General features: G+C 53.1%; 25 protein-coding genes. 9 read left to right on the forward strand and 16 right to left on the reverse strand.

Features of this window, described 5'->3' with window-relative positions; genetic code table 11:
- Nucleotides 1-425 precede the first annotated feature (425 nt).
- The 6 genes from CVV30_08085 to CVV30_08110 form a co-directional block, all read right to left on the reverse strand.
- A complete protein-coding gene (locus tag CVV30_08085) occupies nt 426-815 on the reverse strand; it encodes a hypothetical protein (protein ID PKL69503.1) in 390 nt (129 codons plus the stop codon).
- Nucleotides 812-1,069, reverse strand: a complete 258-nt coding sequence (locus CVV30_08090) for a hypothetical protein (protein ID PKL69504.1) — start codon at nt 1,067-1,069, stop codon at nt 812-814. Before CVV30_08090 ends, CVV30_08085 begins: the two co-directional genes overlap by 4 nt.
- 171 nt (nt 1,070-1,240) lie before the next feature.
- A complete protein-coding gene (locus tag CVV30_08095) occupies nt 1,241-3,628 on the reverse strand; it encodes a hypothetical protein (protein PKL69505.1) in 2,388 nt (795 codons plus the stop codon).
- Nucleotides 3,629-3,690: 62 nt separating this feature from the next.
- Complete coding sequence (locus tag CVV30_08100; GenBank protein PKL69506.1) at nt 3,691-5,139, reverse strand: MFS transporter; 1,449 nt, start codon at nt 5,137-5,139, stop codon at nt 3,691-3,693.
- Nucleotides 5,140-5,367: 228 nt separating this feature from the next.
- On the reverse strand, nt 5,368-6,663 hold the full coding sequence (locus CVV30_08105) for a hypothetical protein (protein PKL69507.1): 1,296 nt from the start codon (nt 6,661-6,663) through the stop codon (nt 5,368-5,370).
- Nucleotides 6,664-6,677: 14 nt separating this feature from the next.
- A complete protein-coding gene (locus CVV30_08110; protein PKL69508.1) occupies nt 6,678-9,704 on the reverse strand; it encodes an SAM-dependent methyltransferase in 3,027 nt (1,008 codons plus the stop codon).
- A 472-nt stretch (nt 9,705-10,176) separates the two neighbouring features.
- On the opposite strand from CVV30_08110, the gene CVV30_08115 reads away from it, so the two are divergent.
- Complete coding sequence (locus CVV30_08115; protein PKL69509.1) at nt 10,177-10,728, forward strand: hypothetical protein; 552 nt, start codon at nt 10,177-10,179, stop codon at nt 10,726-10,728.
- A gap of 108 nt (nt 10,729-10,836) precedes the next feature.
- The gene (locus CVV30_08120) at nt 10,837-11,379 is read left to right on the forward strand and encodes a hypothetical protein (GenBank protein ID PKL69510.1); all 543 of its coding nucleotides are present in this window, start codon (nt 10,837-10,839) and stop codon (nt 11,377-11,379) included.
- Between the two features lie 239 nt (nt 11,380-11,618).
- Here the strand turns inward: CVV30_08120 and CVV30_08125 are convergent, their stop codons facing one another.
- From CVV30_08125 to CVV30_08160, 8 genes are all read right to left on the reverse strand, one after another.
- A complete protein-coding gene (locus CVV30_08125; GenBank protein ID PKL69511.1) occupies nt 11,619-12,065 on the reverse strand; it encodes a hypothetical protein in 447 nt (148 codons plus the stop codon).
- Between the two features lie 125 nt (nt 12,066-12,190).
- Nucleotides 12,191-13,297, reverse strand: a complete 1,107-nt coding sequence (locus CVV30_08130) for a hypothetical protein (protein PKL69512.1) — start codon at nt 13,295-13,297, stop codon at nt 12,191-12,193.
- A 139-nt stretch (nt 13,298-13,436) separates the two neighbouring features.
- Nucleotides 13,437-13,739: a hypothetical protein gene (locus CVV30_08135; protein ID PKL69513.1), complete on the reverse strand. Its 303-nt coding sequence runs from the start codon at nt 13,737-13,739 to the stop codon at nt 13,437-13,439.
- Entirely contained in the window at nt 13,690-14,046 is a 357-nt protein-coding gene (locus CVV30_08140; GenBank protein PKL69514.1) for a hypothetical protein, read from the reverse strand. Before CVV30_08140 ends, CVV30_08135 begins: the two co-directional genes overlap by 50 nt.
- 1 nt (nt 14,047) lies before the next feature.
- On the reverse strand, nt 14,048-14,269 hold the full coding sequence (locus CVV30_08145) for a hypothetical protein (GenBank protein ID PKL69515.1): 222 nt from the start codon (nt 14,267-14,269) through the stop codon (nt 14,048-14,050).
- Nucleotides 14,266-14,583: a hypothetical protein gene (locus tag CVV30_08150; protein ID PKL69516.1), complete on the reverse strand. Its 318-nt coding sequence runs from the start codon at nt 14,581-14,583 to the stop codon at nt 14,266-14,268. The genes CVV30_08145 and CVV30_08150 overlap by 4 nt, the downstream gene beginning before the upstream one ends.
- 3 nt (nt 14,584-14,586) lie before the next feature.
- Nucleotides 14,587-14,970 (reverse strand): hypothetical protein, encoded by a 384-nt coding sequence (locus tag CVV30_08155; GenBank protein PKL69517.1) that lies wholly within the window; start codon nt 14,968-14,970, stop codon nt 14,587-14,589.
- Nucleotides 14,971-15,015: 45 nt separating this feature from the next.
- The gene (locus CVV30_08160) at nt 15,016-15,525 is read right to left on the reverse strand and encodes a hypothetical protein (GenBank protein PKL69518.1); all 510 of its coding nucleotides are present in this window, start codon (nt 15,523-15,525) and stop codon (nt 15,016-15,018) included.
- A gap of 318 nt (nt 15,526-15,843) precedes the next feature.
- On the opposite strand from CVV30_08160, the gene CVV30_08165 reads away from it, so the two are divergent.
- The 3 genes from CVV30_08165 to CVV30_08175 all read left to right on the forward strand — a co-directional run bounded on the left by CVV30_08165 (nt 15,844) and on the right by CVV30_08175 (nt 17,898).
- Entirely contained in the window at nt 15,844-16,776 is a 933-nt protein-coding gene (locus CVV30_08165; protein PKL69519.1) for a deoxyhypusine synthase, read from the forward strand.
- Entirely contained in the window at nt 16,773-17,411 is a 639-nt protein-coding gene (pyrF, locus tag CVV30_08170) for an orotidine-5'-phosphate decarboxylase (GenBank protein PKL69520.1), read from the forward strand. Before CVV30_08165 ends, pyrF begins: the two co-directional genes overlap by 4 nt.
- Before the next feature lie 124 nt (nt 17,412-17,535).
- Nucleotides 17,536-17,898, forward strand: coding sequence for an oxidoreductase (locus tag CVV30_08175; protein ID PKL69521.1), 363 nt, complete (start codon nt 17,536-17,538; stop codon nt 17,896-17,898).
- A gap of 41 nt (nt 17,899-17,939) precedes the next feature.
- Here CVV30_08175 and CVV30_08180 read toward each other — a convergent pair whose 3' ends face one another.
- Nucleotides 17,940-18,368, reverse strand: a complete 429-nt coding sequence (locus CVV30_08180) for a hypothetical protein (protein PKL69522.1) — start codon at nt 18,366-18,368, stop codon at nt 17,940-17,942.
- A gap of 297 nt (nt 18,369-18,665) precedes the next feature.
- On the opposite strand from CVV30_08180, the gene CVV30_08185 reads away from it, so the two are divergent.
- Nucleotides 18,666-19,982 (forward strand): hypothetical protein, encoded by a 1,317-nt coding sequence (locus CVV30_08185; protein ID PKL69523.1) that lies wholly within the window; start codon nt 18,666-18,668, stop codon nt 19,980-19,982.
- 150 nt (nt 19,983-20,132) lie between these two features.
- Nucleotides 20,133-21,008: a hypothetical protein gene (locus CVV30_08190; protein PKL69524.1), complete on the forward strand. Its 876-nt coding sequence runs from the start codon at nt 20,133-20,135 to the stop codon at nt 21,006-21,008.
- Between the two features lie 12 nt (nt 21,009-21,020).
- On the opposite strand, the gene CVV30_08195 is transcribed toward CVV30_08190, so the two are convergent.
- Entirely contained in the window at nt 21,021-21,218 is a 198-nt protein-coding gene (locus CVV30_08195) for a disulfide oxidoreductase (protein ID PKL69525.1), read from the reverse strand.
- Between the two features lie 147 nt (nt 21,219-21,365).
- On the opposite strand from CVV30_08195, the gene CVV30_08200 reads away from it, so the two are divergent.
- Both CVV30_08200 and CVV30_08205 read left to right on the forward strand, forming a co-directional pair.
- On the forward strand, nt 21,366-22,613 hold the full coding sequence (locus CVV30_08200) for a nucleotide-binding protein (protein ID PKL69526.1): 1,248 nt from the start codon (nt 21,366-21,368) through the stop codon (nt 22,611-22,613).
- Nucleotides 22,614-22,630: 17 nt separating this feature from the next.
- Complete coding sequence (locus CVV30_08205; protein PKL69781.1) at nt 22,631-23,212, forward strand: nucleic acid-binding protein; 582 nt, start codon at nt 22,631-22,633, stop codon at nt 23,210-23,212.
- The last annotated feature ends 156 nt before the right edge of the window (nt 23,213-23,368 follow it).

Below are 23,368 nucleotides of genomic sequence, written 5' to 3' on the forward strand. Positions count from 1 at the left end.
ACGGGCCGTACGAGCGACACCTGTTGCCAGGATCCCGTCCCCACTTCATGAGAGACCACAACCGTATCTCAAATAAGCCCGTATAATGCCCGGTTTGCCAATCGGACAAAGGCACTTTTTTGACCAGTAAAAATGGTGTCCACGCTCCGAATAAATATTGATTTAAACGCGTATTTTCCCTATTGGACTTATTTTAAGGGATTTCAACCCTGCAATTTAGCGGGCTTACAGCAGCCCCTTTTTTGGGGGTATATTTCAGTCCGTGGCAGGAGGTTTTGTGCCCAGCAAATGGCCGCTATGGGCGTCATATATTAATAACAGGTTAAAAATGCAAGCCGGGATCAGTGGATCGCATCTTCGCTGCAGCGGCAGCCTCATCAGTTGCCAGCCTTTAGAGAGGTAAAAATATTTTTTTTAAAAAGGATTCAGAGAATGATTGTCTCTTCAAGATCCTTGAAGTGTGTATCGCCAGTCAGCACCTTCAGGTTATGGATCCGGGCGGTTGCCAGGATCATGCAGTCCACTGCACCCATACCATTGCCAATCTTCTTTTGTCCGGCCTTGATCGTGCCAGCCGCGATCGCGATCTGCCTGTCGACCGGAATTACTTCGGCATGCGAGAGGATCGTTGCAATGAAAGAACCGGTTTTTTCTTCACCATAGAGATCGCTGAAGCGGTACTGGAGCTCGTACAGGGTCAGCACGGAGACTGCTAGCGGGGAATTCTGCTCAATGCATTCCAGTGCCTGCCGTCCCCAGGGACTGTTCCGGAAGATCTCGATCCAAGCATAGGTATCGATGAGGATGCCGGTCACTCCTTATCCTCCTCCGCAACCTCACGGTCGTGGTCGCGGTAGATCGCTTCCATATCCAGATCGGGAAAAATACCAAGCAGCGAACTGAGCGGTTTGACGGGGATGAGCTCGATGTGCCCTTTGGTTTCCCGGACCTCGAACCGGTTGGCATTGTAATGGTCCCGGATTTTTTTGGGAAGCACCATCCTGCCCGTTGCATCTACCGTGATGACCGGGCCGGTGTCCTGCAGGTACTCAGCCAGCGGTTCGTGCACGCCAGTGGACTTCTTTGTTTTTCCTGAACGCGAACTTTTCTGTTTCACATCAACACCTCTCCCGCGTATGAGATAATGGGGGGGTTTGGTAAAATAAAATTTTTGGTAAAAAAATAAAAAATGGTAAAAAAAATTATGGGAAATTTATATTCTGGAAAAGAACATTGTTTGTCATTTCCCCACGCTCTCCTCCACCACCGCAATCTCATCGGCTGTCAATCCATACAACCCGTACACCAATGAATCGATCTGCCGGTCGGTCGACCCGATCTCCTGCGCAATGAGCCGCCGCTCCTGATCGGTCTTTGCGTGGCCCAGATGCTCGTGCAGTTCCAGCATCCCGGTAACGAGCGTGACCATACGATCGTGCCGGGCCTTGTCATCCGGGTGATCAAAATCCGGCGTATAGATCGGCAGTGCCGCGATCCGCTCCCACACTTTCAGCTGGTTTTTTTCCGGCATTTCATCTGCGATAACTCTGAGAACGAATGTGCCCAGCCGGCTGTTGAGCACCGCGAGCAGGAAGAGACTGGAGGAACTGATGAAACGGGTATGCCGGTCCGGCACCGCAGCGCCTGCATCGAACATAAAGGTCTGGAATTTTCCAGAACCCGGGAAAAATACCCGGGGCCGGTCATGGTCAAAGACACCCGACTCGCAGGCACACTCCCACCAGAAATCGCCCTGGTGCTTGCGCTCCTTTGCCCGCTCAGCAAAAGGCTTCAGGTGCCGGGTAATGGCCGGGAATTTTTTCCGGAGCCATCGCCAGCTGGCCTGGTCGCCCGCATGGGATTTCGTCCAGCCCTGCGGAATAAAAATAATGAAGCGGGATGATGGGGATGAACCGTACCGGACAATTTCTCCTGCGGACAGGAACGGCCGGATAAAAATTTTGCTTTTCGGGGATTCGGCGATCAGCTCTTTTCTCTGCCGGGCATCGATAACAAACGCCTCGTCCAGCCCGGAAATAATCCCGTGATGGACCCGGCCCATCACGACCTCCTCCAAAGGAGTGCCGGCGCTGCGGACTTTTCCTAAGAGATCCTGGACCCGGGTGTCGCGGAGCGTCCAGCCGCCGGCACCCAGCACAGTCTGATCGAGCGGGAACTTCCCCGCACGAACCTGTACCTCCAGCGGTTCTGCACTGTTCAGATCCAGCGGGGCGGCAAAAAACGCATGCGATGGCGGGCTGCGGGTGATCCGGAGCAGGCAGAGCGAGGGGTGCAGCTTATCGCCGGTTTCCGTGCCGACATCAGCGATCTCTTCGATCTGGTACTGGAGCAGGAACTTACGGACCGGTGCGCCGGATTTGGCTCGGAGCCAGCGGTTACCCGCAACGCAGCCAAACGTTCCGCCCGGGCAGAGGAGCGAAAGTCCTCGCTCGATAAAATAGGCGGAACGATCCGCCTGCTGATGGTATACGGAATAATGGCGCTGGAAATACCGGTGCACCCACTCGTGCGGCTGGAGCGGGCCATCAGGCAGGTTGCCGAGCACCGCGTCAAAACCTCCCGACCGCAGGATTTCGGGAAATGCACTGTGCCAGTCAAGAGGATTGATCCGGTGCCGCCCATGCGCCGGGGAGAATGCAATCGATTCATCCGACCCGGCATCTTCGGCAACAAGGGAATTCCCGCACAGGATATTCCGGTCAAGCGCCCGTAACACCGACCCTGCGAGACTCGAGAATTTTTCCGGCAGGCTCCGGGCCTGTTCATCCCTGCAGAGCTCGAAAAAGAGGAGCATCTTTGTGACTGCAACGGCATGCGGGTCGAGATCAACGCCATGAACAGAGGCAACAAGATGCTCCTGCCGCTCGGCAAACGTGTGACTGCCACTACCGGCATGAGCGAGAAGGTACTGGTATGCAGAAAGAAGTGTCCGCCCGGCACCACACGCCATGTCGAGGACCCGGACGGGAAGCAGGTCGTCCGGGTGCCGGTTCGCGTATACGCCGGCAAGAGACTGGTGAACCATGCACGCGATCAGTTCATCGGAAGGTGTGGGAGTTCCCTGTGACTGGAGCGCATCAGGCGCCGGGACAATGACTGCCTGGTCCGCAGCAGAGCGGCGGATGGCGCTGGAGAAATGCTGATCAAGTACTTCTGCAATCGTTTCATTGGAGAGGGATGAAAAATCGTAACGCCGTTCCGGCTCGCAGAGCTGCAGGAGAATTTTTTGTATCACGCGATCTTCGGGAACCACTGGCTTGGTGGCAACCAGCTGAAGCCAGGCAGTTACCGGAATCTCTTTCCACGGATCTGCGATGGGCAAAAAAAATTCTGAAATGGCACTGAGGGGATCGGAGGTCCCCTGGATCTGCCGGAGGGTCCCGGCTTCCAAAAGTCCGCGATCTTCTGCAATACGCAGGAAGAGGAGACGCCCGAGGATCTGGTTTGTCGCTGCTGCGATCGTATCGCTCGGCAGGCCATGATTATTCCGGGCAATACTGCGGGCGAGCTGTTCGCGCCAGGATGAGAGATCGTGCTGGAGGGCGGTCCGGGCACGGTCGATTAAAGGACGAACCGTATCTTTTTGGGCAGGGTCCGTGCTCGGCATGGTTGTAGTACTGTGCTTCCCGGAAAATAACGGTGTTGATGGATGAAAAGAGAGGGAAGGGATCAGAATCCGATCCCCACTTCTCCGCTGCTCTCGCCCGAGGGCTCTTTCTCGGCAACCCCGAGCATCAGCACGATGCCGATGATCTCTAAAACCATGCAGAACAGGAACGCTGCATCAAACGCACCGGCCAGCTCGGTTGAAGAGATTGCATGGGACGAAACCTGGGCTAGTTTTGGTCCGGCAGCGATCATAGCGACAAGCATGACAAGCGCAACCCCGAGCGATGAACCGAGATTGGTCATCATCTTGACAAGCCCGCTCGTGGACCCGCGGTCTTTTGCCGGGCACTCGCCCATCACTGCGCTGTTCAGCGGCGAGAATGCAATGCCGGTTCCCGCACCGAGTAAGAACAGGTAGATGCAGATGTGTCCCACGCTCGTGTGGGCGGAAATCGTAGAGAGGAGGAACAGGGCAACCGCACAGATCACAAAACCGGTGATGATCGGTTTTTTCGTGCCGATGACATCCGAGACCTTTCCCGCGAGCGGTGCAGTCAGGATCATCCCGACCGGTAACGCAAGCAGGATTGTCCCTGCATTATCCGCAGGAATGTTCTTGATGAGTTCCAGGTAGAATGGCATGATAACCATGACCCCGGCCATCGCCATCTGGATCAGCATCACGTTAATATTCTGGAGCGAGTACCCGCGGTTGGCAAAGAGGCTGGTATTGATTAATGGCTCTTTCCCCCGGCGTTCCTGTACGATGAAGAGTACCCAGAAGATCGCCGATACAATAAGAGCAACCATTCCGAGAGTAGGGAAGTTGCCCTCCACTGAGGTCAGGCCAACGATCAGCGAGCCCAGCGCAATAAAGATGAGCAGGACACCGGGAATATCGAGCTTTGCTGTCGGGGCTACCGGCGCCATCTTCGGGAGGATGTGGATACCGAGAATGATCGCGATGATTCCGACCGGCAGGTTCACAAAGAAAATGTACTGCCAGGAAAATGCGCTGGTGAGAAAACCCCCGACTACCGGGCCAAGAGCGGCCCCGAGCATGGTGAACATGGCAACAACGCCGAGTGCCTGTCCCCGCAGGGATGCCGACAGGTAGGAGGTGACCATGACTGCGCCCAGCGCCGAGATGACCGCACCACCCACGGCCTGGATCATCCGTGACAATATCAGCATGTCAATCGTGGAAGATAATCCACAGAGAGCCGAACCGGCGGTGAAGAGGGCAAAGCCGCCAAGGAAAATATTCCGGTACCCCTTCATATCCCCGAGGCGTGATGCGGCGAGCAGGAGACTGACGAGAATGATCAGGTACGCGTTGAGCACCCACGAAGCCAGCACCGTGGAGATATCAAGGGATTTTGCAATCGCGGGAAGAGCAATATTCACAATCGTTGCATCGAGACCGGCCATGAATGAACCGAGCGCGATCACGATGACGATCATCAGGTCCTTTGGGGACATTTTCGGGGGAGACGAACTTTCACTCATGCGAATCAGGATCCGATTAGAGGAAATTGGATGGTTTCCCCATAAGAATGCTTCTCAATAAAGTCCCCGTGGGAACAGGACCGGGGAATAACTGGATATTTTCAAAAAACCGGCAATGCTGCATACGGGAATCAGCCGCTCTGCGGATCGAAAACCCGCTGCCTTTGTTCCGGCTCACCAGCACGATCTCCGGAGGTCAGTTTCAATGAACTGGGTTGCGGTGAATGATTATTCACGACGCAGGGAGATATTCCGGGCATAGATCCGGACAACCTGCAGCCCGGTATCCAGCGAGATATCTTCTGCAAAGATCTCAGGGCCCAGGGAAATTTCCCGGTAGATCCGGGCTTCGGAACCGGTGCTGAGCAGCCCGGTGATCTCTGCCCTGTCCCCGGGAACGAAGAGGGCGGGGTCATCCGGCAGGTCCAGATCCTTGAGGATCGTTCTGGTTGCGGGATTGGCATACGTGATCGTACCGTTTGCGTCGAGCTCGATTATCGCATCCGGGTTCAGTTCCGGGAAACTTGCCAGCCACTGGATTCGCTCTTCTGCAATTTTGCCCTCGGTGATATCATGCGTTACGACCAGGGCCCCGCCGAGGCTCCCCTCGCTGCTCCGGAGGGGAAGGGCGGAGTTGAGGACCACCTTGTGGATGCCACCGGAACACTTGATCTCGATCTGCTCCTCGAGTGTTGTCTCGCCTTTTTCAACCGCTCGTGCCCCAGCCCAGTTACGGGCCTCTATCCGGGCCCCGTCTTCCAGCCGCCAGCACGTGCATTCCGGGAACTTATGGGGGATCCTGGAACAGTTCCTGCCCCAGATCCGCTCCGCTTCCGGGTTGATGGTAGTAACCACACCCTTAGCATCCAGGATCATGACTCCTACCGGAAGAATTTCAATAACGGTTTTTAAGAGCTGCTCGCTTTCGCGCCGGGCCCGTTCTGCCTGCTTGATATCCGTGATGTCGCTGATTGCCACCCGCATTGAAGGTTCGTTGCCGCTGCCGATGAGCCTGACACCTTCCAGCCGGGCATGAAACGGAGGCCGGTCACCCCGCCTGAGCATGAGGGTGGCTGTGTGTTTCTTTTCTGACTGCAGCAGAGTGATGAAATACTGGTCCCAGATCTCCATATCTTCAGGAACAATCCAGGTCCTGAACCGTGCATTGATCAGCCTGCTGCGGTCAATGCCGAGGAGCACCGCAGCAGACAGGTTCACCTGTGAGATCAGTGCCTTGTCAGTCAGGGTGAGATAGCCAAGAGGGGCGAAATCATACAGGTCGAGGTACTGGTCCCGGGACTCTTCGAGCTCGAGATGCGCTCTCCGGAGTTCTTCCGCCTGTGTTTCGAGCTCGATCTGGTGCACCTGGAGTTCGTGAATGAGTTCTTCTGCCGTCTGCCTGGTAAGGTCGGGAGAACGCTTCGTTGCGTGTGCGAGCTGTTCCTCAGCATAATCCCGCAAAGAACGTCCGTTGCCCGGGGTGCCCGTGTTCTTCGCTTCCGGTCTCTTCTTTCCCGCTGCCATTTTTTGTCCCCTTGTCAACCACTCCCGCCGGGTGTGCTGTTCTTCCCTGCACTTCCCGGTGGCGTAATGTCTTCAATTGCCAGCAGAATGAGATCTGCGGTCTCTGTTTTGCCGGAGATCCGGCGGGCGTTTAACAGCATTTTCCTCTGCCCGATAACCGGGAAATCAAACTCAATCCTGAAATTTTCAAAGCTCGTATCCTTTGGCAGCACATCCTCCAGCAGCTCGTGGAGCCGGGGGATGTCCCATTGCCGGTCACCCAGTGAGTAGAGCGGACGTCCCACGGTCTCTTTGGGGGTAACATGGAATTCCTCGTAGAACGCACGGCTCGCAGACACCACTTCAAACAAACCGTTCAGGATCACCAGCGGTTCCCGGATCGTGTTTACGATGTTCTGGGCATAGTCACGGGCAGCCTGTACTTCTGTTTCGACTGCTTTGATGGCGGTGATGTCGGAAAACGTCAGTACTACACCGTCAATCACGTTCTCCAGCGTACGGTAGGGCATGATGCGGACATGGAACCATTCGTTATTTGTTGTCAGCACCTGCTTCTCCCGGGGGATGAGCGAATCAAGTACCGCAGCTGCATCGGGGATCAGATCCTCATCCGGGATCAGGGACCGTATGTCAGCAAGCGGGCGTCCCGTATCCGATGCTGCAAGCCGGAAAACCCGCAGGGCATCATGGGTGAACCGTCTGATGGCGAGATGGTCATCCAGAAATATCGTCCCGATATTGACGTTCTCCAGCAGGTTCTTCATATCGTTCTGGATATCCGTGAGCTGCTCGATCTTTGCCTGCAGTTCTGCATTCACCGTCACGATCTCTTCATTGACTGACTGGAGTTCCTCTTTTGAGGTCTCAAGTTCTTCATTGGTGGACTGGAGCTCCTCATTGGTGGACTGGAGCTCTTCATTCGTTGATGTGAGTTCCTCATTTGCTGCCTGCATCTCCTCGATCATAGCCTGCAGATTCTCTTTGGTGTACGCAAGGTCCCGCTCCAGCTCCTCTACGCGTTTTATCTCCCCTTTTTTGGTACCACGTTTCGCCGGCCCGTGTTCCTCCGGGGGAGCCAGTCCGGCCTCCTGGAAACTGATGAGCAGCAGGTCCCGTCCTACATCATTGCCGGCAAGGGACCGAACGATAAGATCAACCCCGTGTGTGCCGCCATTCGTCCTGACCGGGATGGCCTTTGTGATTACCGGGATCTTCTTTGCCACGGCGTTCTGGATAGCAGAGCGTAAGTCCAGCTGCAGTCCCTCGCGTGCCATATCGATGACATTCGTGCTTACCTGGCCCTGGGCCGGTTGGAGGTATTTCCCGGTGTCACCATGCACGTAAACGATATTTCCTTCCTCATCGGTGATCACGGACGGGGGGGCAAAAGACTGGATGAGCACGCGCCGGGTGAGTTCGGCAAAGTTTGTCTTATCTCTCCTGACATCAGCCACTCCTGCTTCCATTTCGGGGGGTACACCGGTCCACGCGAACCGACGGGCAACAAGCGTCCTTCCGGACAATGCTGAGGGTTTGGCCGCATAGATCTTCCACTTTTTGTCGAGCGGGCCAAAGAGATCGGTGAAATTCCCGATGCCTTCGGACGGGCTCAGGAAGAGCACCCCTTCCGGTTTGAGCGCGTAATGGAACGCCGGGATCACCTGATTCTGGAGTTCGGCATCAAGGTAGATCAACAGGTTCCGGCAGCTGATCAGGTCCATCCGGGTAAATGGCGGGTCTTTGATCACGTTCTGGATCGCAAAGACGACCATCTCCCGGATCTCTTTTTTAATCCGGTAGCCGGTCTCCTCGGTTACAAAGAACCGCCGGAGCCGCTCGGGTGAGACATCGATGGCAATATTTGCCGGGTACAGGCCCGCCCGTGCGGTCACGATCGCCTCGTCATCGATATCCGTTGCATAGATCTGGAGCTTAAACTCCCGTTTGATCAGATCCATATACTCGCGGAAGATCATGGCGAGGGAATAGGCCTCTTCTCCGGAGGCGCACCCTGGTACCCAGATCCTTATGACTGAGTTCTCCTCTCTGTCCTTAAACAGCCGGGGCAGTACCTCGTTGTTCAGGGCTTCAAACGCCTCTTTGTCCCTGAAAAAACTGGTCACGTTGATGAGCAGTTCCTTAAACAGGGTGTGAACCTCTGCGGGATTTTCCTGGAGGTACCGGGCATATGCATCCTTATCCGTCAGATTATGCACAACCATCCGCCGGTCTATCCGGCGATTGATCGTGCTCTGCTTGTACTGGGAAAAGTCGTTGCCGGTTCTCGAACGCAGGAGCATCATGATACGCCGCATGGCACTTAGGGTCGCAGGAACCGGGGGAGCCGGGGGAACGCCGGTTTCAGCAATGGTCCTGACATAGCTGACCAGCTGCTCAGTAATCTTATCGACCGGCAGCACATAGGTGGCAAGGCCGCTCTGGACAGCACTTGAAGGCATGCCGTCATATTTTGCGGTGGACGGTTCCTGCACAAAGGAAACCCCGCCAGCGCCATGAATTGCCCGGAGCCCAAGGGTGCCATCCGACCCGCTCCCGGACAGGATCACGCAGATCGCCCGTTCACCCTGGTCTTCAGCAAGCGACCGGAAGAAGGTGTCTATGGGCAACCGCAGTCCCCGTGCCTGTTCCGGGACACTTAAGTTGATTGTGCCATGGAAGATTGCCATGTCCTTGTTGGGCGGAATGATGTAGACGTGGTTCGCCTCGATCTTTATCTGGTCCTCAGCCTCGTGGACCGGCATATTGGTATCCCGCTGGAGGATATCGGAGAGCATGCTCGCATGCCCCGGATCAAGGTGAGGCACGAGCACAAACGCCATGTTCCTGTCGGCAGGCATTGTTTTAAAGAAGAGTTCGAAGGCTTCAAGCCCCCCGGCAGAGGCACCAATGCCAATGATGGGAAAGTTTACTTCAGGTGCATTTTTCTTGTCAGGCTGCCGGGCCCTGGTGTTTTGTTTCGGGGAAACTGAATCTTTTCCCGCTCTTCTCTCCGGCAGAACAGGCGTCTGGGTTTTTTTCATAGTCCAACACCATTTGGATACGTTATGCGGGCATACACCAGTTCATCCATCCTGCGCAATTATTCCGGTACGCGGTAACGATAGTTGCTCCTGTGTGTTTGCCATCACCGGAGCGAGTTATGGTGAAATTTCACCTTCCATTCTGGATTTTTCATAAATTTTCGTAACGATCTTACGGGGACTGCTTATTAACGAGAATGTGGGGTATTGGGTCTTAATGATTATGGTGGGGAGGAGTGTCTTCCCCGTTTCAGGGTACGGGAGTGGGACCATTGTCTGTTTCCGGTGAACAGCAGGATACGGAAATATGAGAACCGGTATTTATAAATCGAAAGGGCGATGACGATCGTTTATGCAGGTATAACCCTGGTGCAGATGATCACGATCAAGGGACTCGTGAAGGTGCTGACAGCATGGGTGTACTTCAATCCCGGTTGGCTGAAACGCAATTGGTGTAAGGGGATATGGATACATGCAAAACGATAACGAACAGAAAAACAACGGTGCATCGGTAACGTTCCGGACAATTGCTCATTTCTACGACCCGGATGATCCAACACCCGAGAACAACCGGGAACTCTCGGACCGGGCCGAGGAGAAGATCTTCCGGGAAGTGCTGGACGTGGGATCCCAGATGGGTCACTGCGATCAGATAGAGATCGCTCTCCCCCAGTCCGAGATGACATCCGAACGGCAAGCCGCGATCCCTTCTTCGATCCGGTCCCATTTCCGGTCACGTGCGGGTGAGGTGCAGCGGGATATGCGGCTTACCCAGAAAGTTGGTCTCCGCGAGTTCCGGCTGACGCTTGCAGTTTGTATTCCCTCGTTTATCGGCATAGCCATCTGTTCCCAGTTCAAAGGAGATCCTCTCGTAGAAGTGATCGAGAACGTGCTGGTGATCTTCTGCTGGGTGACGATCTGGCAGCCATTCCAGTCGCTCGTGTTCGACCGGTGGACCCAGTCCGAAACGGCAAAAGTTTACCGGAAGATTGCGGAGATGGCAATCAGCGTGAGGGCGGCGTAACTACTTTTTTTCAGAGCCCTGTTAAAAAAATCCATAATGTTTTATTTTTCGGGCACAGTTCTGGAAATAATTAAATCCCACGCGATCGTTAATCGAAGATGATCTTCTATGGAAGTTGAAATTCTGACAAAAGGCGGACTTCTGGCCCGCGGTATCTTTGCTCTGATAATAGGGATCCTGTGCTTTACCCTCCCGGTGGGGATGCAGGCAATATTTGCCTACATCATCGGGATTTTCTTATTGATCATTTCAATGGTAACCGGAGCAATCTCTCTAAGCGAGTCCGGCAAGGTGCACTGGGGTGTGCTCATCCTGTCAATTATCGGTGTGATCATTGCCCTCCTCATGTTCATATCGCCCTTTGCGATGTTCTTTGCCCTGACCATCCTGATCGCGGCATGGGCGATCATCACGGGAATTGCAGAACTGGCCATTGCCTACTCCTTAAAGGAACTGCCATTCCGGGTCCTGCTGGGTATCAGCGGGTTTTTCGCCGTTCTTTTCGGGATCCTGATCGGCTTTGCCCCGATCCCAACCGAGGGATCGGTTGTCTTAATCCTGCTCGTGGGCATCTACTGCCTGTTCCTGGGGATTATCAGCATCATCGCCGGCCTGTTCATGAAGAAAGGTGAAACGGTCGTAGCGTTCTGAAACGTGTGAGATCCTATCCCATTTGGGATAGGATTATCTTTTTTCTTTTTTTTGTTCTGTCACCGTAGCAGGCAGTTGGATATTTTACAATTCTTAAAAAAACCGGGATAGTATAAACGGAGTTGAAAGGATCACCCGCGTAATCTTCAGAGAACACGAACGGATTGATAAAACCAAGATTTCTCCAGAGCAAAAAAGATTTTAAAAAAGAATTAGCTGCCGGTTATCCCTTGCAGGAATTATGCCTTGGCCGGGAACAAGCGGTCAACATACGGTGCTGCACCAACAAGGATTGCACCAACAAAAAGCACTATCCATGCATACCCGAAGCTGACGAAGCCTGCGGCAAACGATGCGATGATTCCCATATCCTTGATGCTGTTATAACCGGTTATCGCATCTACGAAAAAGACAAGGATCGTAATGAAGACCGCGAATCCGGCTCCCTGGGCTTCCGGAATTTTCTTTACCATGAGGAGGCCGATAATAACCAGTGCGGTAAGGATTAACGCTCCACCGTAAATGGCAAACCCGGCTGTCATAAAAGTGACCGACAGTGTTTTTCCCAGAATGGTAAGGGAAAATAACGGGACAAAACATCCAATAATGAGAAGGACTGCACCGATGATTCCCACGATCTGGGCCTTTGAGACCCCGCAAATACTACAGTTTTCCATGCGGTTCATTTTTGTTTTTGATTATTAAAGGGTATGGATTTTCCGAATTCGGGGAAAACATCCGATCTTTTTTCTGATGTGAAAAAATGCCGCTGGAAATTTATCCATTTTTACCGGGAAAACCCGAATGCATTTTAGTGTTTTTTTTCCACGATATATCCCTTGATGGCAGTCAGGGTCGTGCTGTCCATCATCACCGAGAAGTCGAGGTCTACTACAAAGACCGGGAATATCCCGGCAAGCGAATTCCTCTTGATGATGAAGATCTTGGATTCGAGCAGCTGGGCACTTATGTCAAACGGGTTCTGGTCCGCATCGGTCGTGGACGGGTTCGATTCCTCCCGGTCAAGGAGCTCCTGTAACGATTGTTCCTTGAAATCAAAGAGCCGGTCTGCCATTGTCCTGCTGGTGATACCGTGGATATACCGGATAATGAAATACTGGCTGAAGGCGATGACGGCCAAGAGGGCGAACAGGTGCCCGAGCTCGGCCAGCTGGGACTCGTTTAAAAAGGCGTTCAGGGTAACGCCCGGCAGGTAGATGATGGTGGTCAGGAACAGGAATATGGCAAGCAGGAATCCGAAGATAAACACTGCTGCGACCAGCTGGGGTGGCAGTCTCTGACGGTGCAGTGTCCGTTTCGCCTTCTCCACTTTCTTTACATACGTAGTCGAGAAAGGTTCCACCTTCCAGACCAGCAGGTAAAAGGTTACGATAATAGCACACTGGGCAATCACGATAAGCGTGGTGCTGAGCGGGAGTCCCCGGGTGAAATGGATGAGGGCAAACACGATGTCGATGGAGAAGATCAGCCCGATCCCAAGTGACAGGGCCCGACTGTTCATGAAAAGGGAGTTGATAAACAGCCGGGTAAACCGGGTGGTCCCGGAGGTGACCCCGATTTCCTTAAGCCATGCATGGAACTTTGATAAGTCCGCTGCCGGAAGGCTTGTGCCCTGGAAATTTGTCGGGATCAGCAGTGTGATAAAATAATACATATTGAGGTAGAAGCTGGCTGCAATGAAAAGCCCGAAATAATCCGGACGGACGAGAGAGAAGATCACGTTAGTGAAAATGCACACCAGAAGGATGAGAAGATGTATTCCCGTGTGGCCCCTCGGTGTCATCAGCCCGGCCCGATTCTGCTGAACGGCAGCCAGTTCGTTGCTGATAATCTCCCGGAGGGGAATTTCGCTCTCGGTTCCTGAGTTCATCGTGCCGGCAGTCAACGGTGTCACCATAGTGCTTGGGATTCACTGCGTTTGGTTCTCAGGCCATTAAACGTAGTGGAATTTTTGTTTTCCCGGATCTGTCCCAGGAGTTCTCCTGTTCTGTACAGTTAGTAAACCAATGGGAAAAAAGATTATCGGGAATCTGATCTTAGCCCTTCATTGTATGAATTTTAATGATCCCGGCACAGGATTTGCAGGTATAATATTCATCCTTCCAGCAGGCATCGCACGCCCATCGCCCGCAGAGAACACACTGGCGGAGCTCTGAGATCGTATGGGGAGTTGAGCAGAGATCACACATGTAACGGGCGAAACTGCCGGGGTCCTTTATGGGAGGCTCCCCTTGTTTGCGCATCACGGTGATCTCTTTTTTCAGCTCGCGGAGGTGATCGGGAGATTCATTACTTTTTGGAGCTGCCTTTCCGGGCAAGCTCTTTTTCCAGAGTGTCAAGACGTGCCTCCAGGGTTGACAATGTGGTCTGCATCCCAGACTCGTATTTCTTTAATTCAGCGAGACGCGCTTCGTCGTTTTCGATCTCCTTGTAGTGCTGTTCCTTAAACTGCTGGAGTTTCGGGTGGGAGACCAGCTGCCATTCCTCAACCATGTGCTGGAAACGGCGGTCAAGGTACTCGTCCACCCGGCTCTCCACCGGGCGGTCGAGCGAGATATCGCCCTTTGCGCCCCGGATAAAGTAATAGATCAGGAAAATAATCGCACACAATACAATGACGATGATGATGAATTCCAGTAAGTCCATCTCAGATCATCCCCTTGAGTTTATTGGCACGGTTTTCAAGCTCGGTGAGCTTGTCCGCTGCTGCCTGCCCGAATGCTTTCAGCCGGGGGACCTCCCGCTCGATCGAATCCAGGCGATCCGTGAAGTTTGCGAGATCTGTTCTGGTGGCAAGATCCCATTCGTCAACGATATTGTTCATCCTGCGATCAACATACGCATTCAGGTACGTGTCCATGCCGATCATAATGACTTCTCCAGCGACGTAATCAGATTGTCAAGCTTCTTTGCCCGGCTCTCGACGGCCATCTTCCCTTCATACAGGCTGCTGATCTCCATGCTCACGGCTGCAAGCCGGTTTTCCAGCTTGTGGAGATCGCTGTCGGTTACCAGGTCCCATTCCTCGATAATGGCGGCAAAGTTCTTGTCGAAATAGAGATCGAGCGATTTATCGAATGAGGGGAGATGGGACTCAATAGTGCCGGGGATATGGGAGAACTGGTCCCAGAACGAATCTCCGGTTGCGTTCTGGTTCGGATTCTGGTTAATAACCGGGTACATGGTTTATTTCACCTGCTTCTCCTGTTCCTGGATATTTCCTAACAGATTATCCAGTTTTCTTGTTTTTACGAGATTTTCGAGACGGGTCAGCCGGGTTTCAATAAGTTTTTCCTTTGCAAAGATATTCGTCTCGAGGCCCGCATTATCGTCTTCAACGGTTTTTATCTCGGCGGTCTGTTCCATGGAGAGCCGGGTAAACGGGAAGGCTTTCGACTCTTCGTGCTGCTTTAAGAGTTTGAGTTTGTCCTTTTCCAGTTCAAGCTCAACCGTGCGGTTGGCAGTCTTCATGATGCGTATCTCCCGGACAATGAGATATATAACGACCATAGCGAGAACAACAAGGATACCCATGAGGACGGTGTCGGTGATTACTGCTTCTGTTGCCATTTTTTCACCCTGTTACTTTTTACAGTGTTTAAGAACCGGGCCGGATCAGAGTTGATCGTGAGTGCCGGTTGCCTTCTTTACCGTTTTTTTCACAGATTTGACGGTTTTTGCAGCCGCTTTCCCGACTTTATCAGATGCTTTCTTTGTCTCTTTTTTTACCTTGTCGGCAGCTTTTTCTGCGCTGGCTTTGACTTCCCCGGAAGTCTTTTTCACCGACTCGTCAAGTTTGTCAACACCTTTTGAAAACGATTTGTTGGCATCTGCTGCCGCCTTCTTGATCTTTTCCTGCAGGGGGGGTGTTTTTTTCACAATGACGTCATCATCGTCGTTAAGGCCGATCGTCTTAAGATCCTCTTCGCTTACCCGGACATGCCCTACCCGGACCATGGTGTCGGCAATGACCGTGACGGTTACTGATTTCTTCGTGGCTTCGTTGACGAGATCCACATGATCCCCTTCGTGGATTCCCAGGTCGGGCAGGTGTGCGATGTTGAGCCGCACCCGTCCCTGGCTCGGGAATGCCCGCTTCTTAATGGTAAACCGTACCTCTTTCATAGAGGATAGACCATCTTAAAAGGGTAAATATCTTCCTGATAGTGGCGCCCAAAAAAACGTTTTTTCTCTTTTTGCCGGGTTCCCGGTGCATCAGCGCATACAGAAAAGATGCTGCATGAGCAAAACTTTTCGTAAAAAATACTCTTTTTTTGCAAAAAACTGCCGTTTTTGTTTATCGCTTGGCATTCACATTAAAAAACACGGTTTTTCCATGACAGGGAGATCCTGCCATTAATCCCGGCTCCGGGTGAGACTATTCCTGAAACACTGTTATCTGTACGGAACACCAATACCTCCCCATAACTGGGAGAAGAGAGTATGGCAAAACAGTGCGATGAACCGGTCACCCAGATGCACCTGAAACCGAAGATGACTGTTAATGAACTGGTCATGGCAATGGGAAAGGCCGGGGCGTACAATGGCGGATCGCTGTCCCGCGCCGTGGATATCTACGAGCAGATGCTGCAGGACAAAGAGACCACGAAGTTCTTCGGGCTCGCCGGGGCGATGGTCCCTGCCGGTATGGGCGGGATCGTCTCTGACCTGATCAAGGCCGGGCATATCGATGTGCTCGTCTCCACGGGCGCAAACCTGACCCACGATATCATCGAAGCGATCGGCTGCAAACATTTCCACGGCACCGCGTTCTGCAGCGATATCGAACTCCGGCACGATGAGATCAACCGGATCTACGATGTGTACCTCCCCAACGAGGCGTTCGAACATTTCGAAGAATTCATGCAAAAAGTGTTCGGGGAACTTGAACCCGGTAGTACCATTTCCATCTCCGCTCTTCTCCGGCATATCGGGAAGAACTTAAAGTCAGGCATCCTGCACACCGCGTATCACAACAATATCCCGGTCTACTGCCCTGCGGTACAGGACTCCATGATCGGTCTCCAGTACTGGCTCTTCTCCCAGACCAACAAAGTGACTGTTGATGCATTTGCCGATATGCCGGCCCTCATGGACCTCTGCTTTACCACAAAGAAAGCCGGTGCCATGCTGGTCGGGGGCGGTGTGCCGAAGAACTTCATCCTCCAGAGCATGCTCATGACCCCTAACGGGTTCTCCTATGCAGTCCAGCTGACCGGTGACCGTCCGGATCTCGGCGGGCTCTCGGGCGCAACGCTGGACGAGGCCCGGTCGTGGGGTAAAATCACGGAAGAGGCCCAGGCAGTCACCGTGTACGGCGATGCCACGATCACGCTCCCCGTTATGGTAGCTGCAGTCATGGAGAGGCTCTCATGACGGACCTCATTCTCGCGCTTGACGCAACCGAGAAGAAGCAGGCCTTGTCCATCGCAGAGGCCTGTGCTCCCCATATCGATGCCATCAAGCTCGGCTACCCGCTGATACTTTCCTGCGGGCTTGCGATTGCCGACGAACTGGAAGACTACGACCTCCCGCTTATCGCCGACTTCAAGGTGGCTGATATCCCCAACACCAACCGGCTGATCGCCGAGCAGGTCTTCGATGCCGGGTTCTCTTCGATCATCTGCCACGGGTTCGTGGGAAAAGATTCGGTGCTTGCCTGTGTCGAGACCGCGTTTGAGTGCGGGGGGGCCTGCTACGTGGTTGCCGAGATGAGTCATCCCGGTGCTACCGGGTTCTTCCATGGTGGCACTGCAGAGAAGATCGCAGAACTAGCTATGGAATGCGGGGCTGATGGGATCATCGCGCCTGCCACACGGCCCGAACGGGTGAAGATCCTTCGGGGCATTGTCGGCAAACGGAAGATCCTTTCACCGGGCGTTGGGGCACAGGGCGGGGATGCGGATACGGTTGCAAAACTCGTTGACGGGATCATTGTTGGACGCGCGATCTATGAAGCAGAAGACCCGGCGAAAGCCGCGCAGGCATTTGCTCATATCCGCTCGAAGTAAATCGACATTTTTTCCCTCGTTTTAAAGCCAGATCCGCATATACACGCTTCTATATTAAGGAAATCGCATACCCTGCACCCTGCAGGGTCTAAATATTTATTAAGGACTTGTGCGATGATATACTATGGATTGGTCGGCAGAACAACAGAAAATGGCACAAAAATTCAAGAGTGTAAACGAGATTCCTGAAAAGGAACGCAAATACAAGTGCCACACCTGCCACCTCATTGTTGAAGAGAGCCCGTGCCCGAATTGCGGTGAGACCCATCTTGAGATCATGTGCCCGCTTGACCACTGCCACTGCTCCCACGAGATCATGTCAGGAATCGAGTACTGCCCCCTGTGCGGTAAACCCGTCTGCCCTGAGTGCGGCTCCCACGATGTCACGCAGATCAGCAGGGTTACCGGCTACCTGCAGGATGTATCCGGCTGGAATGCCGGCAAGCAGCAGGAACTCAAAGACCGGACCCGGTATTCAGTAGCGTAAAATCCCCTATTCTTTTTTGCATAGATAATAAAAGGAAAATCCTAATAATTCAACCCGATTCGCATCAGACTGAAAGGAAAATCACATTTCAGTATATTATCAGGGCACAGACGGACTCTGTTCTCATCCGGTTCTCCTTCCGGAACATTCATTTTTCCGTAGCTCCGTTTCACCGCTTCACTTCGCTGTATCTTTTCGATAACAAGAGCCCGCTTGAACCGGACTTCTGTGTGATGCGGATCAATATCAATGACTTTGTCGTATTTCCTGACCGCTTCTTCATACCGGCCGAGTTCATCGAGACAGTTGCCCATCGCATTGTACGCATTGCTGAAGCGGTGTGCTATAAACACGACCTTTTTCAGGCACATCAGCGCATCTTCTTTCTTTCCCTCCATTGACAGGTCAAGTGCCTGCCGGTACAGGTACTGGGCTTCCAAGGGAATTTGTCGGTTTGGTAACATTGCCATATATCTCACCTATTGCCGGGCACTCCATTATGGTGCCGTGGCAAAAAAACCATTAATCTGACCGAAAAATAAGAATTTGCACATCTGGATCGATTCCGGGTACGCATTGCTGATCTGCATGGTGATGTGCCGTGCAGATCTTTTTCCGTTTTCATTGTTGTATCTAAAAAAAGGGAAATTATTGCCGGAATTTAAATTGTCCGGTTTTTTGACAAGTTAGGGATTCAGCACCATTTTTATCCAGCGTGCAATATAACAAAACATATATCTACTATCCCTGATGCTCAGGTAATTATTATGGCAGTTCTCGACCAGGAGAGAATGGACCGTATCCGGCAGATCCTCAAATGGCACCCGAGGGGAATGACCATATCAGCTGTCAACTCCCAGATGAAAATGAACAGGAACACGCTGGCAAAATATCTTGATATGCTCCTTATATCAGGCCATGTCGAAGTCCAGATTGTCGGAGCTGCTAAAGTCTATTATGTTGCCAGAACGGTCCCGGTTTCTGCAATACTTGAGTTTTCATCGGATCTTGTGATCATGGTCGATCGCGACGGGAAGATCCTCCAGGTGAACGAACCGGTCCCCCATCTCTTCAACGAGAAAAAAGAAGACCTTGTAGGCAGGCGGATCGATCAGATCCGTGAGCCATTTTTCCAAGATCTTCCGGTAGATCCCGTGAAAAAAGGTGAGACTGATGAACGTGAGTTCATCACTGAAAAAACCTGTACAATCCGCGGGGAAAAATATCATTTCCGCATCAAGCGGGTGCCAACCGCTTATGAAGATGGCACTCAGGGTTTCACCTTCATTATAGAGGATAACACGGCCCGGAAAAAATCCCAGGATATGCTGGAGATCAGCGAGGCAAAATACCGGGGCCTGGTCAGATCCTCAGGCGAAGCGATCATCGGGACTACCACTGAAGGCAGGATCGTTTCGTGGAATCCCGCCGCAGAACGGTTGTATGGGTTTACCGAGAGCGAAGTGAACGGAAAGCCGCTCACCATGCTTGCGGATGATGCACAGTACGGGGATGCCGATGCCCTCTTGAAAGGCATTATGCAGGGGGATTGCATCATGCGGCGAGAATTGAGGATGACCGGGGAAAATAAAACACCCATCGATGCCCTGATAACGATCTGCCCAATCAAGGGAGAGGGGAATACAATTGTAGGAGCATCTGCGATTATCCGTGACATCACGCAGGAAAAGATCGAACAGCACATGCGGGAACACGAAGACAAGTACCGTACACTGGTCGAGGATCTCAATGTTGGCTTCTACCGGAGTACCGGAGATCCCCGGGGGAGGTTTGTCTGGGGAAACACGGCCCTCCTGCAAATTCTCGGGTTTCCTTCCATATCGGACCTTAAGAGTATCGATGTTGTGGATGTTTTTTTAACTCCTGATGGAAGACAGGATCTGCTGGATCAGTTGCTGAAAAGCGGGTTTGTAAAAAACCATATTATCCACTTAAAAAAGCGGGACGGGGCACCCATCTCGGTCAGTGTGACGGCACTTGCAGAATTTGATGCGAATAAAAAACTGGTGTTCATCAACGGTATTGTCCAGGACATCACCGGGTTTGTCAATCACCTTAAGTAACCTGCACATTCAGGGAAAGATCATACCTACCGTATTTCCTGCATCACTCACTATAAGATAAGTTGAGAATTTGTGATCCCCCAACCATCCGGATGAAATAACGGAGGTTTTTAAAGATGCCCCCAGCATTATTGATCACGGGAAATTCCGATGAGATACTCGCTTGAAAACAATACCCTTTTCATCCGCGGTTCGTTCCGCGCAGCCAGTACCGGTACTAACGGCGGCATCCGGACAGTTTTAACCCTTTTTAACCATACCATTCCCGCGGGCTGGGATCATGATGACCCTGGAAAGGGACTGGCATCAGTTGCTGCCGGGGCCGGACATTCAACAGATTTCTTTGGGCTGCCCACGCAGGTACCGGTGCAGCAATGCTGCGTGCTCCAGTATGATTTCGTGACGGTCTTTATCACAGCGGGAGTCCGGCGCGAGCCCCCGGAATCAGCCGGGAAAATTAATATCATTGTCACCAGCAGCGAGGGAATGAAAGACGCTGCTCTGCTCGAGACTATTATGGTGGCAACCGAGGCAAAGGCAGATGCACTTGCCACCCTCGATCTCCCGCTGAGCGGCACACCGACCGATGCGGTGATCACGGCCTGCGAAAACGCAATAACCCATACCTGTGCCGGCCGGATTACAGAGATCGGGCACCGGGTCCGGGCTGCCGTGCTTCATGGCATTCCTCACGCGATTAAACGTCATGACAGCGGGATTCAGGAACACCAACCGGGTTTTTTTGTGTTCAGCCGGATCAAGGGCGAGCACTGGGTGGAGTGGACCCCGCATAACTGCCCCTATTATCCCTGCCATTTTGCCGGGCAGAACTGTGACTTCTGCTACTGCCCGTTCTACCCGTGCGGTGACGAAAGTCTTGGGACATGGTCAGCCAGCTCGAATGGGAATAAAGTCTGGAACTGCGCGGGATGTACCCTTCTTCATGAGCCAGAGATCTCCGGTTACTTGAAAAAATTCCCTTCGGCTTCGCTCGCTGAACTCAAAGCACTGCAAAAAAAAGAATGACCGGTGTTGTCCTTACTTTTCGTTGATGCCGAGTGCCGCAAGGAGTTCGGCCAGCGGAATTCCGTGTGCCTCTGCGGCCTGGCGTATCGTCTCGCCGCGGGCGATCGCACACCCGACGCAGCCCATGCCGAACTTGAAGAGCGCTTCGGTGGATTCTGGTTTTGCCTTTAAGAGATCGTAGATAGTGCTGTCTGCGTTAATTTCTGCCATACTCAGTTAGTCTTCCTGTGGTCACATAAACCTGACCATTACGGCGATTGTTTATAATCGTTTTTTATAAATGGATTACTTTCGCAGCGCACACTTCGCAATATATAGACATGATCAGATCCGATGATTATGTGGAGATGTACGAAGATGGATTTTTCCGAAGCAGCAGACAGAATCTCCCGTAAGTTCTTAAAAAGCGGACAGACCGTTGATCCCAAGAAGATCGAAGGCAAACTCCGCAGACTGATCGAGGAGTTTGGCGTCCAGCCATCAGAAGCAGAACGCAGCGTGACCAATGAGCTCAACAAGGAGTTCAACATCCCCACGATGGGGACTGGCGGAAGCGCCGGCACTGGCAGCAGCGGGACAGCAGAGAAGAAGATCGCAGATGCGGCACCCGGCGAGTGGGTTACGATCGAAGGCAAGATCGTGGCACTCGCAGCTCCCGCATCACCCGCGATTGCCCAGGGGGGCGTTATAGCCGATGATTCCGGTGCCATCCGCTTTGTCGCATGGGCAAAGGCGAATGCACCGGCCATGGCACAGGGGTCCTGGTACCGGATCGAGTCTGCAGTCGTAGACGAGTTCAAAGGTATCGCGAGCCTGAAGATCCATTCCGGCACCACGATCAAGGAGATTGAAGAGGACCGGGCACTCATGCCCTCGACCGTACCGATCAGCGGACTGCACCCGGGTATCGGAAGCATCCGGGCAAAGGTAGTCCAGGAATGGGATGCCTCCCATGAACGGATGCTCCAGTCCGGCCTGCTGGGCGATGAGACCGGCACGATCAAGTTCGTGATCTGGAAAGAGCCGGGCAAGGAAAGCCTGACACCGGGTTCGGTATACAATATTTTCTATGCACAGGTGGACGAGTACAATGGCAGGCTCTCGCTGAACCTCAATACCGCGATGGTCATGCAGGAAGAGGGCGATATTGCGGTGAGCGGGGGCGAAGCTGCAGTCAGTGGCGCCATCGTTCATGTCGCACCCGGCTCCGGCATCATCAAGCGCTGCCCGGTGGAAGGGTGCAACCGTGCCCTCTCACGTCAGAACTACTGCCCCGTGCACGAGATCCAGCCGAAATTCACCTATGACCTGCGGATCAAGGGATGGCTTGACGACGGCGAAAAGACTCACAGCATCCTGCTCCAGCGCGATGTGGTGGAGTCGCTCACGGGCATTTCCCTTGCTGCGGCACAGGAAATTGCCGAGAACAACCCGCTGGGCATGGACGAGGTTTTCCTCCAGATGCGGGATAAGGTGCTCGGCCGCTACATTACCTGCCACGGGCGCGAGATCGAAAACCGCGTTCTCGTCAATAAATGCGAGCCGGTGACATTTGAAAGCGAAAAACATACGGCACTTCTCAACCGGGCCGGGGGTGCATCATGAGCACTCCCGCACGCGAGATGGGAAGAAAGGAGGGGTCGTTCGAACGCGAACCGGCACGCCGGGTATTTGCCAGCGAACTGCGGGAATGCCGGTACCAGTTCAAGGATGGCGAGGACGAGAAGAGCCCTACGTTTGTCCTGCTCCCGACCGGGGAACGCAGCAACCGGATCTTCATTGTCGGCACGCTGACCGAAAAGACACGGCAGGGAGACCAGAATATTTTCTATCGCGGCAGGGTCGTAGATCCGACCGGGACCTTCTTTATCATGGCTGGCAGTTACCAGCCCGAGGCAATGCAGCAGCTGGCAAAGATAGAGACGCCGGCCTTTGTCGCGGTCATCGGCAAGCCGAGCCTGTACAGGAAGGACGAGGCCAGTGCACCGATGGTATCGGTCCGCGTGGAATCGATCAATGTCGTGGACAAAGAGACCCGGGATCTCTGGGTGCTTGACACGGCTGAACGCACGCTGGACCGGATCGAGGCTTTCGCCGCAGGCACTGCACCGGATGTTATCAAGGCCAAAGAGCAGTATCCCACGATTGATCCGGTGACCTTCCGGAAGATTGCGTACGATGCGCTGGCCCAGATCAAAATGTAATCCCAGTCTTCATTTTTTTCATTACGGCACAAACCTTATCATTCCTGGTTCCAATCACTCTTCGATCCCTATGGAGCAGAAAGAGATCAGTGCGCTCATCAAGGACATTGAAACAAAAGTGCTAAAGGAAGAGGCAAAGAAACTGGGGTTCAAACT

It is taken from the genome of Methanomicrobiales archaeon HGW-Methanomicrobiales-1 (assembly GCA_002839675.1).
Taxonomy (GTDB): domain Archaea; phylum Halobacteriota; class Methanomicrobia; order Methanomicrobiales; family Methanospirillaceae; genus Methanoregula.

Coding starts and splice junctions, on each gene's coding strand:
- CVV30_08095 (PKL69505.1), bottom strand. CDS start 3,628: ATGCCGAGCACGGACCCTGCCCAAAAAGATACGGTTCGTCCTTTAATC.
- CVV30_08100 (PKL69506.1), bottom strand. CDS start 5,139: ATGAGTGAAAGTTCGTCTCCCCCGAAAATGTCCCCAAAGGACCTGATG.
- CVV30_08105 (PKL69507.1), bottom strand. CDS start 6,663: ATGGCAGCGGGAAAGAAGAGACCGGAAGCGAAGAACACGGGCACCCCG.
- CVV30_08110 (PKL69508.1), bottom strand. CDS start 9,704: ATGAAAAAAACCCAGACGCCTGTTCTGCCGGAGAGAAGAGCGGGAAAA.
- CVV30_08115 (PKL69509.1), top strand. CDS start 10,177: ATGCAAAACGATAACGAACAGAAAAACAACGGTGCATCGGTAACGTTC.
- CVV30_08120 (PKL69510.1), top strand. CDS start 10,837: ATGGAAGTTGAAATTCTGACAAAAGGCGGACTTCTGGCCCGCGGTATC.
- CVV30_08125 (PKL69511.1), bottom strand. CDS start 12,065: ATGAACCGCATGGAAAACTGTAGTATTTGCGGGGTCTCAAAGGCCCAG.
- CVV30_08130 (PKL69512.1), bottom strand. CDS start 13,297: ATGGTGACACCGTTGACTGCCGGCACGATGAACTCAGGAACCGAGAGC.
- CVV30_08140 (PKL69514.1), bottom strand. CDS start 14,046: ATGGACTTACTGGAATTCATCATCATCGTCATTGTATTGTGTGCGATT.
- CVV30_08145 (PKL69515.1), bottom strand. CDS start 14,269: ATGATCGGCATGGACACGTACCTGAATGCGTATGTTGATCGCAGGATG.
- CVV30_08150 (PKL69516.1), bottom strand. CDS start 14,583: ATGTACCCGGTTATTAACCAGAATCCGAACCAGAACGCAACCGGAGAT.
- CVV30_08155 (PKL69517.1), bottom strand. CDS start 14,970: ATGGCAACAGAAGCAGTAATCACCGACACCGTCCTCATGGGTATCCTT.
- CVV30_08160 (PKL69518.1), bottom strand. CDS start 15,525: ATGAAAGAGGTACGGTTTACCATTAAGAAGCGGGCATTCCCGAGCCAG.
- CVV30_08165 (PKL69519.1), top strand. CDS start 15,844: ATGGCAAAACAGTGCGATGAACCGGTCACCCAGATGCACCTGAAACCG.
- pyrF (PKL69520.1), top strand. CDS start 16,773: ATGACGGACCTCATTCTCGCGCTTGACGCAACCGAGAAGAAGCAGGCC.
- CVV30_08175 (PKL69521.1), top strand. CDS start 17,536: ATGGATTGGTCGGCAGAACAACAGAAAATGGCACAAAAATTCAAGAGT.
- CVV30_08180 (PKL69522.1), bottom strand. CDS start 18,368: ATGGCAATGTTACCAAACCGACAAATTCCCTTGGAAGCCCAGTACCTG.
- CVV30_08185 (PKL69523.1), top strand. CDS start 18,666: ATGGCAGTTCTCGACCAGGAGAGAATGGACCGTATCCGGCAGATCCTC.
- CVV30_08190 (PKL69524.1), top strand. CDS start 20,133: ATGAGATACTCGCTTGAAAACAATACCCTTTTCATCCGCGGTTCGTTC.
- CVV30_08195 (PKL69525.1), bottom strand. CDS start 21,218: ATGGCAGAAATTAACGCAGACAGCACTATCTACGATCTCTTAAAGGCA.
- CVV30_08200 (PKL69526.1), top strand. CDS start 21,366: ATGGATTTTTCCGAAGCAGCAGACAGAATCTCCCGTAAGTTCTTAAAA.
- CVV30_08205 (PKL69781.1), top strand. CDS start 22,631: ATGGGAAGAAAGGAGGGGTCGTTCGAACGCGAACCGGCACGCCGGGTA.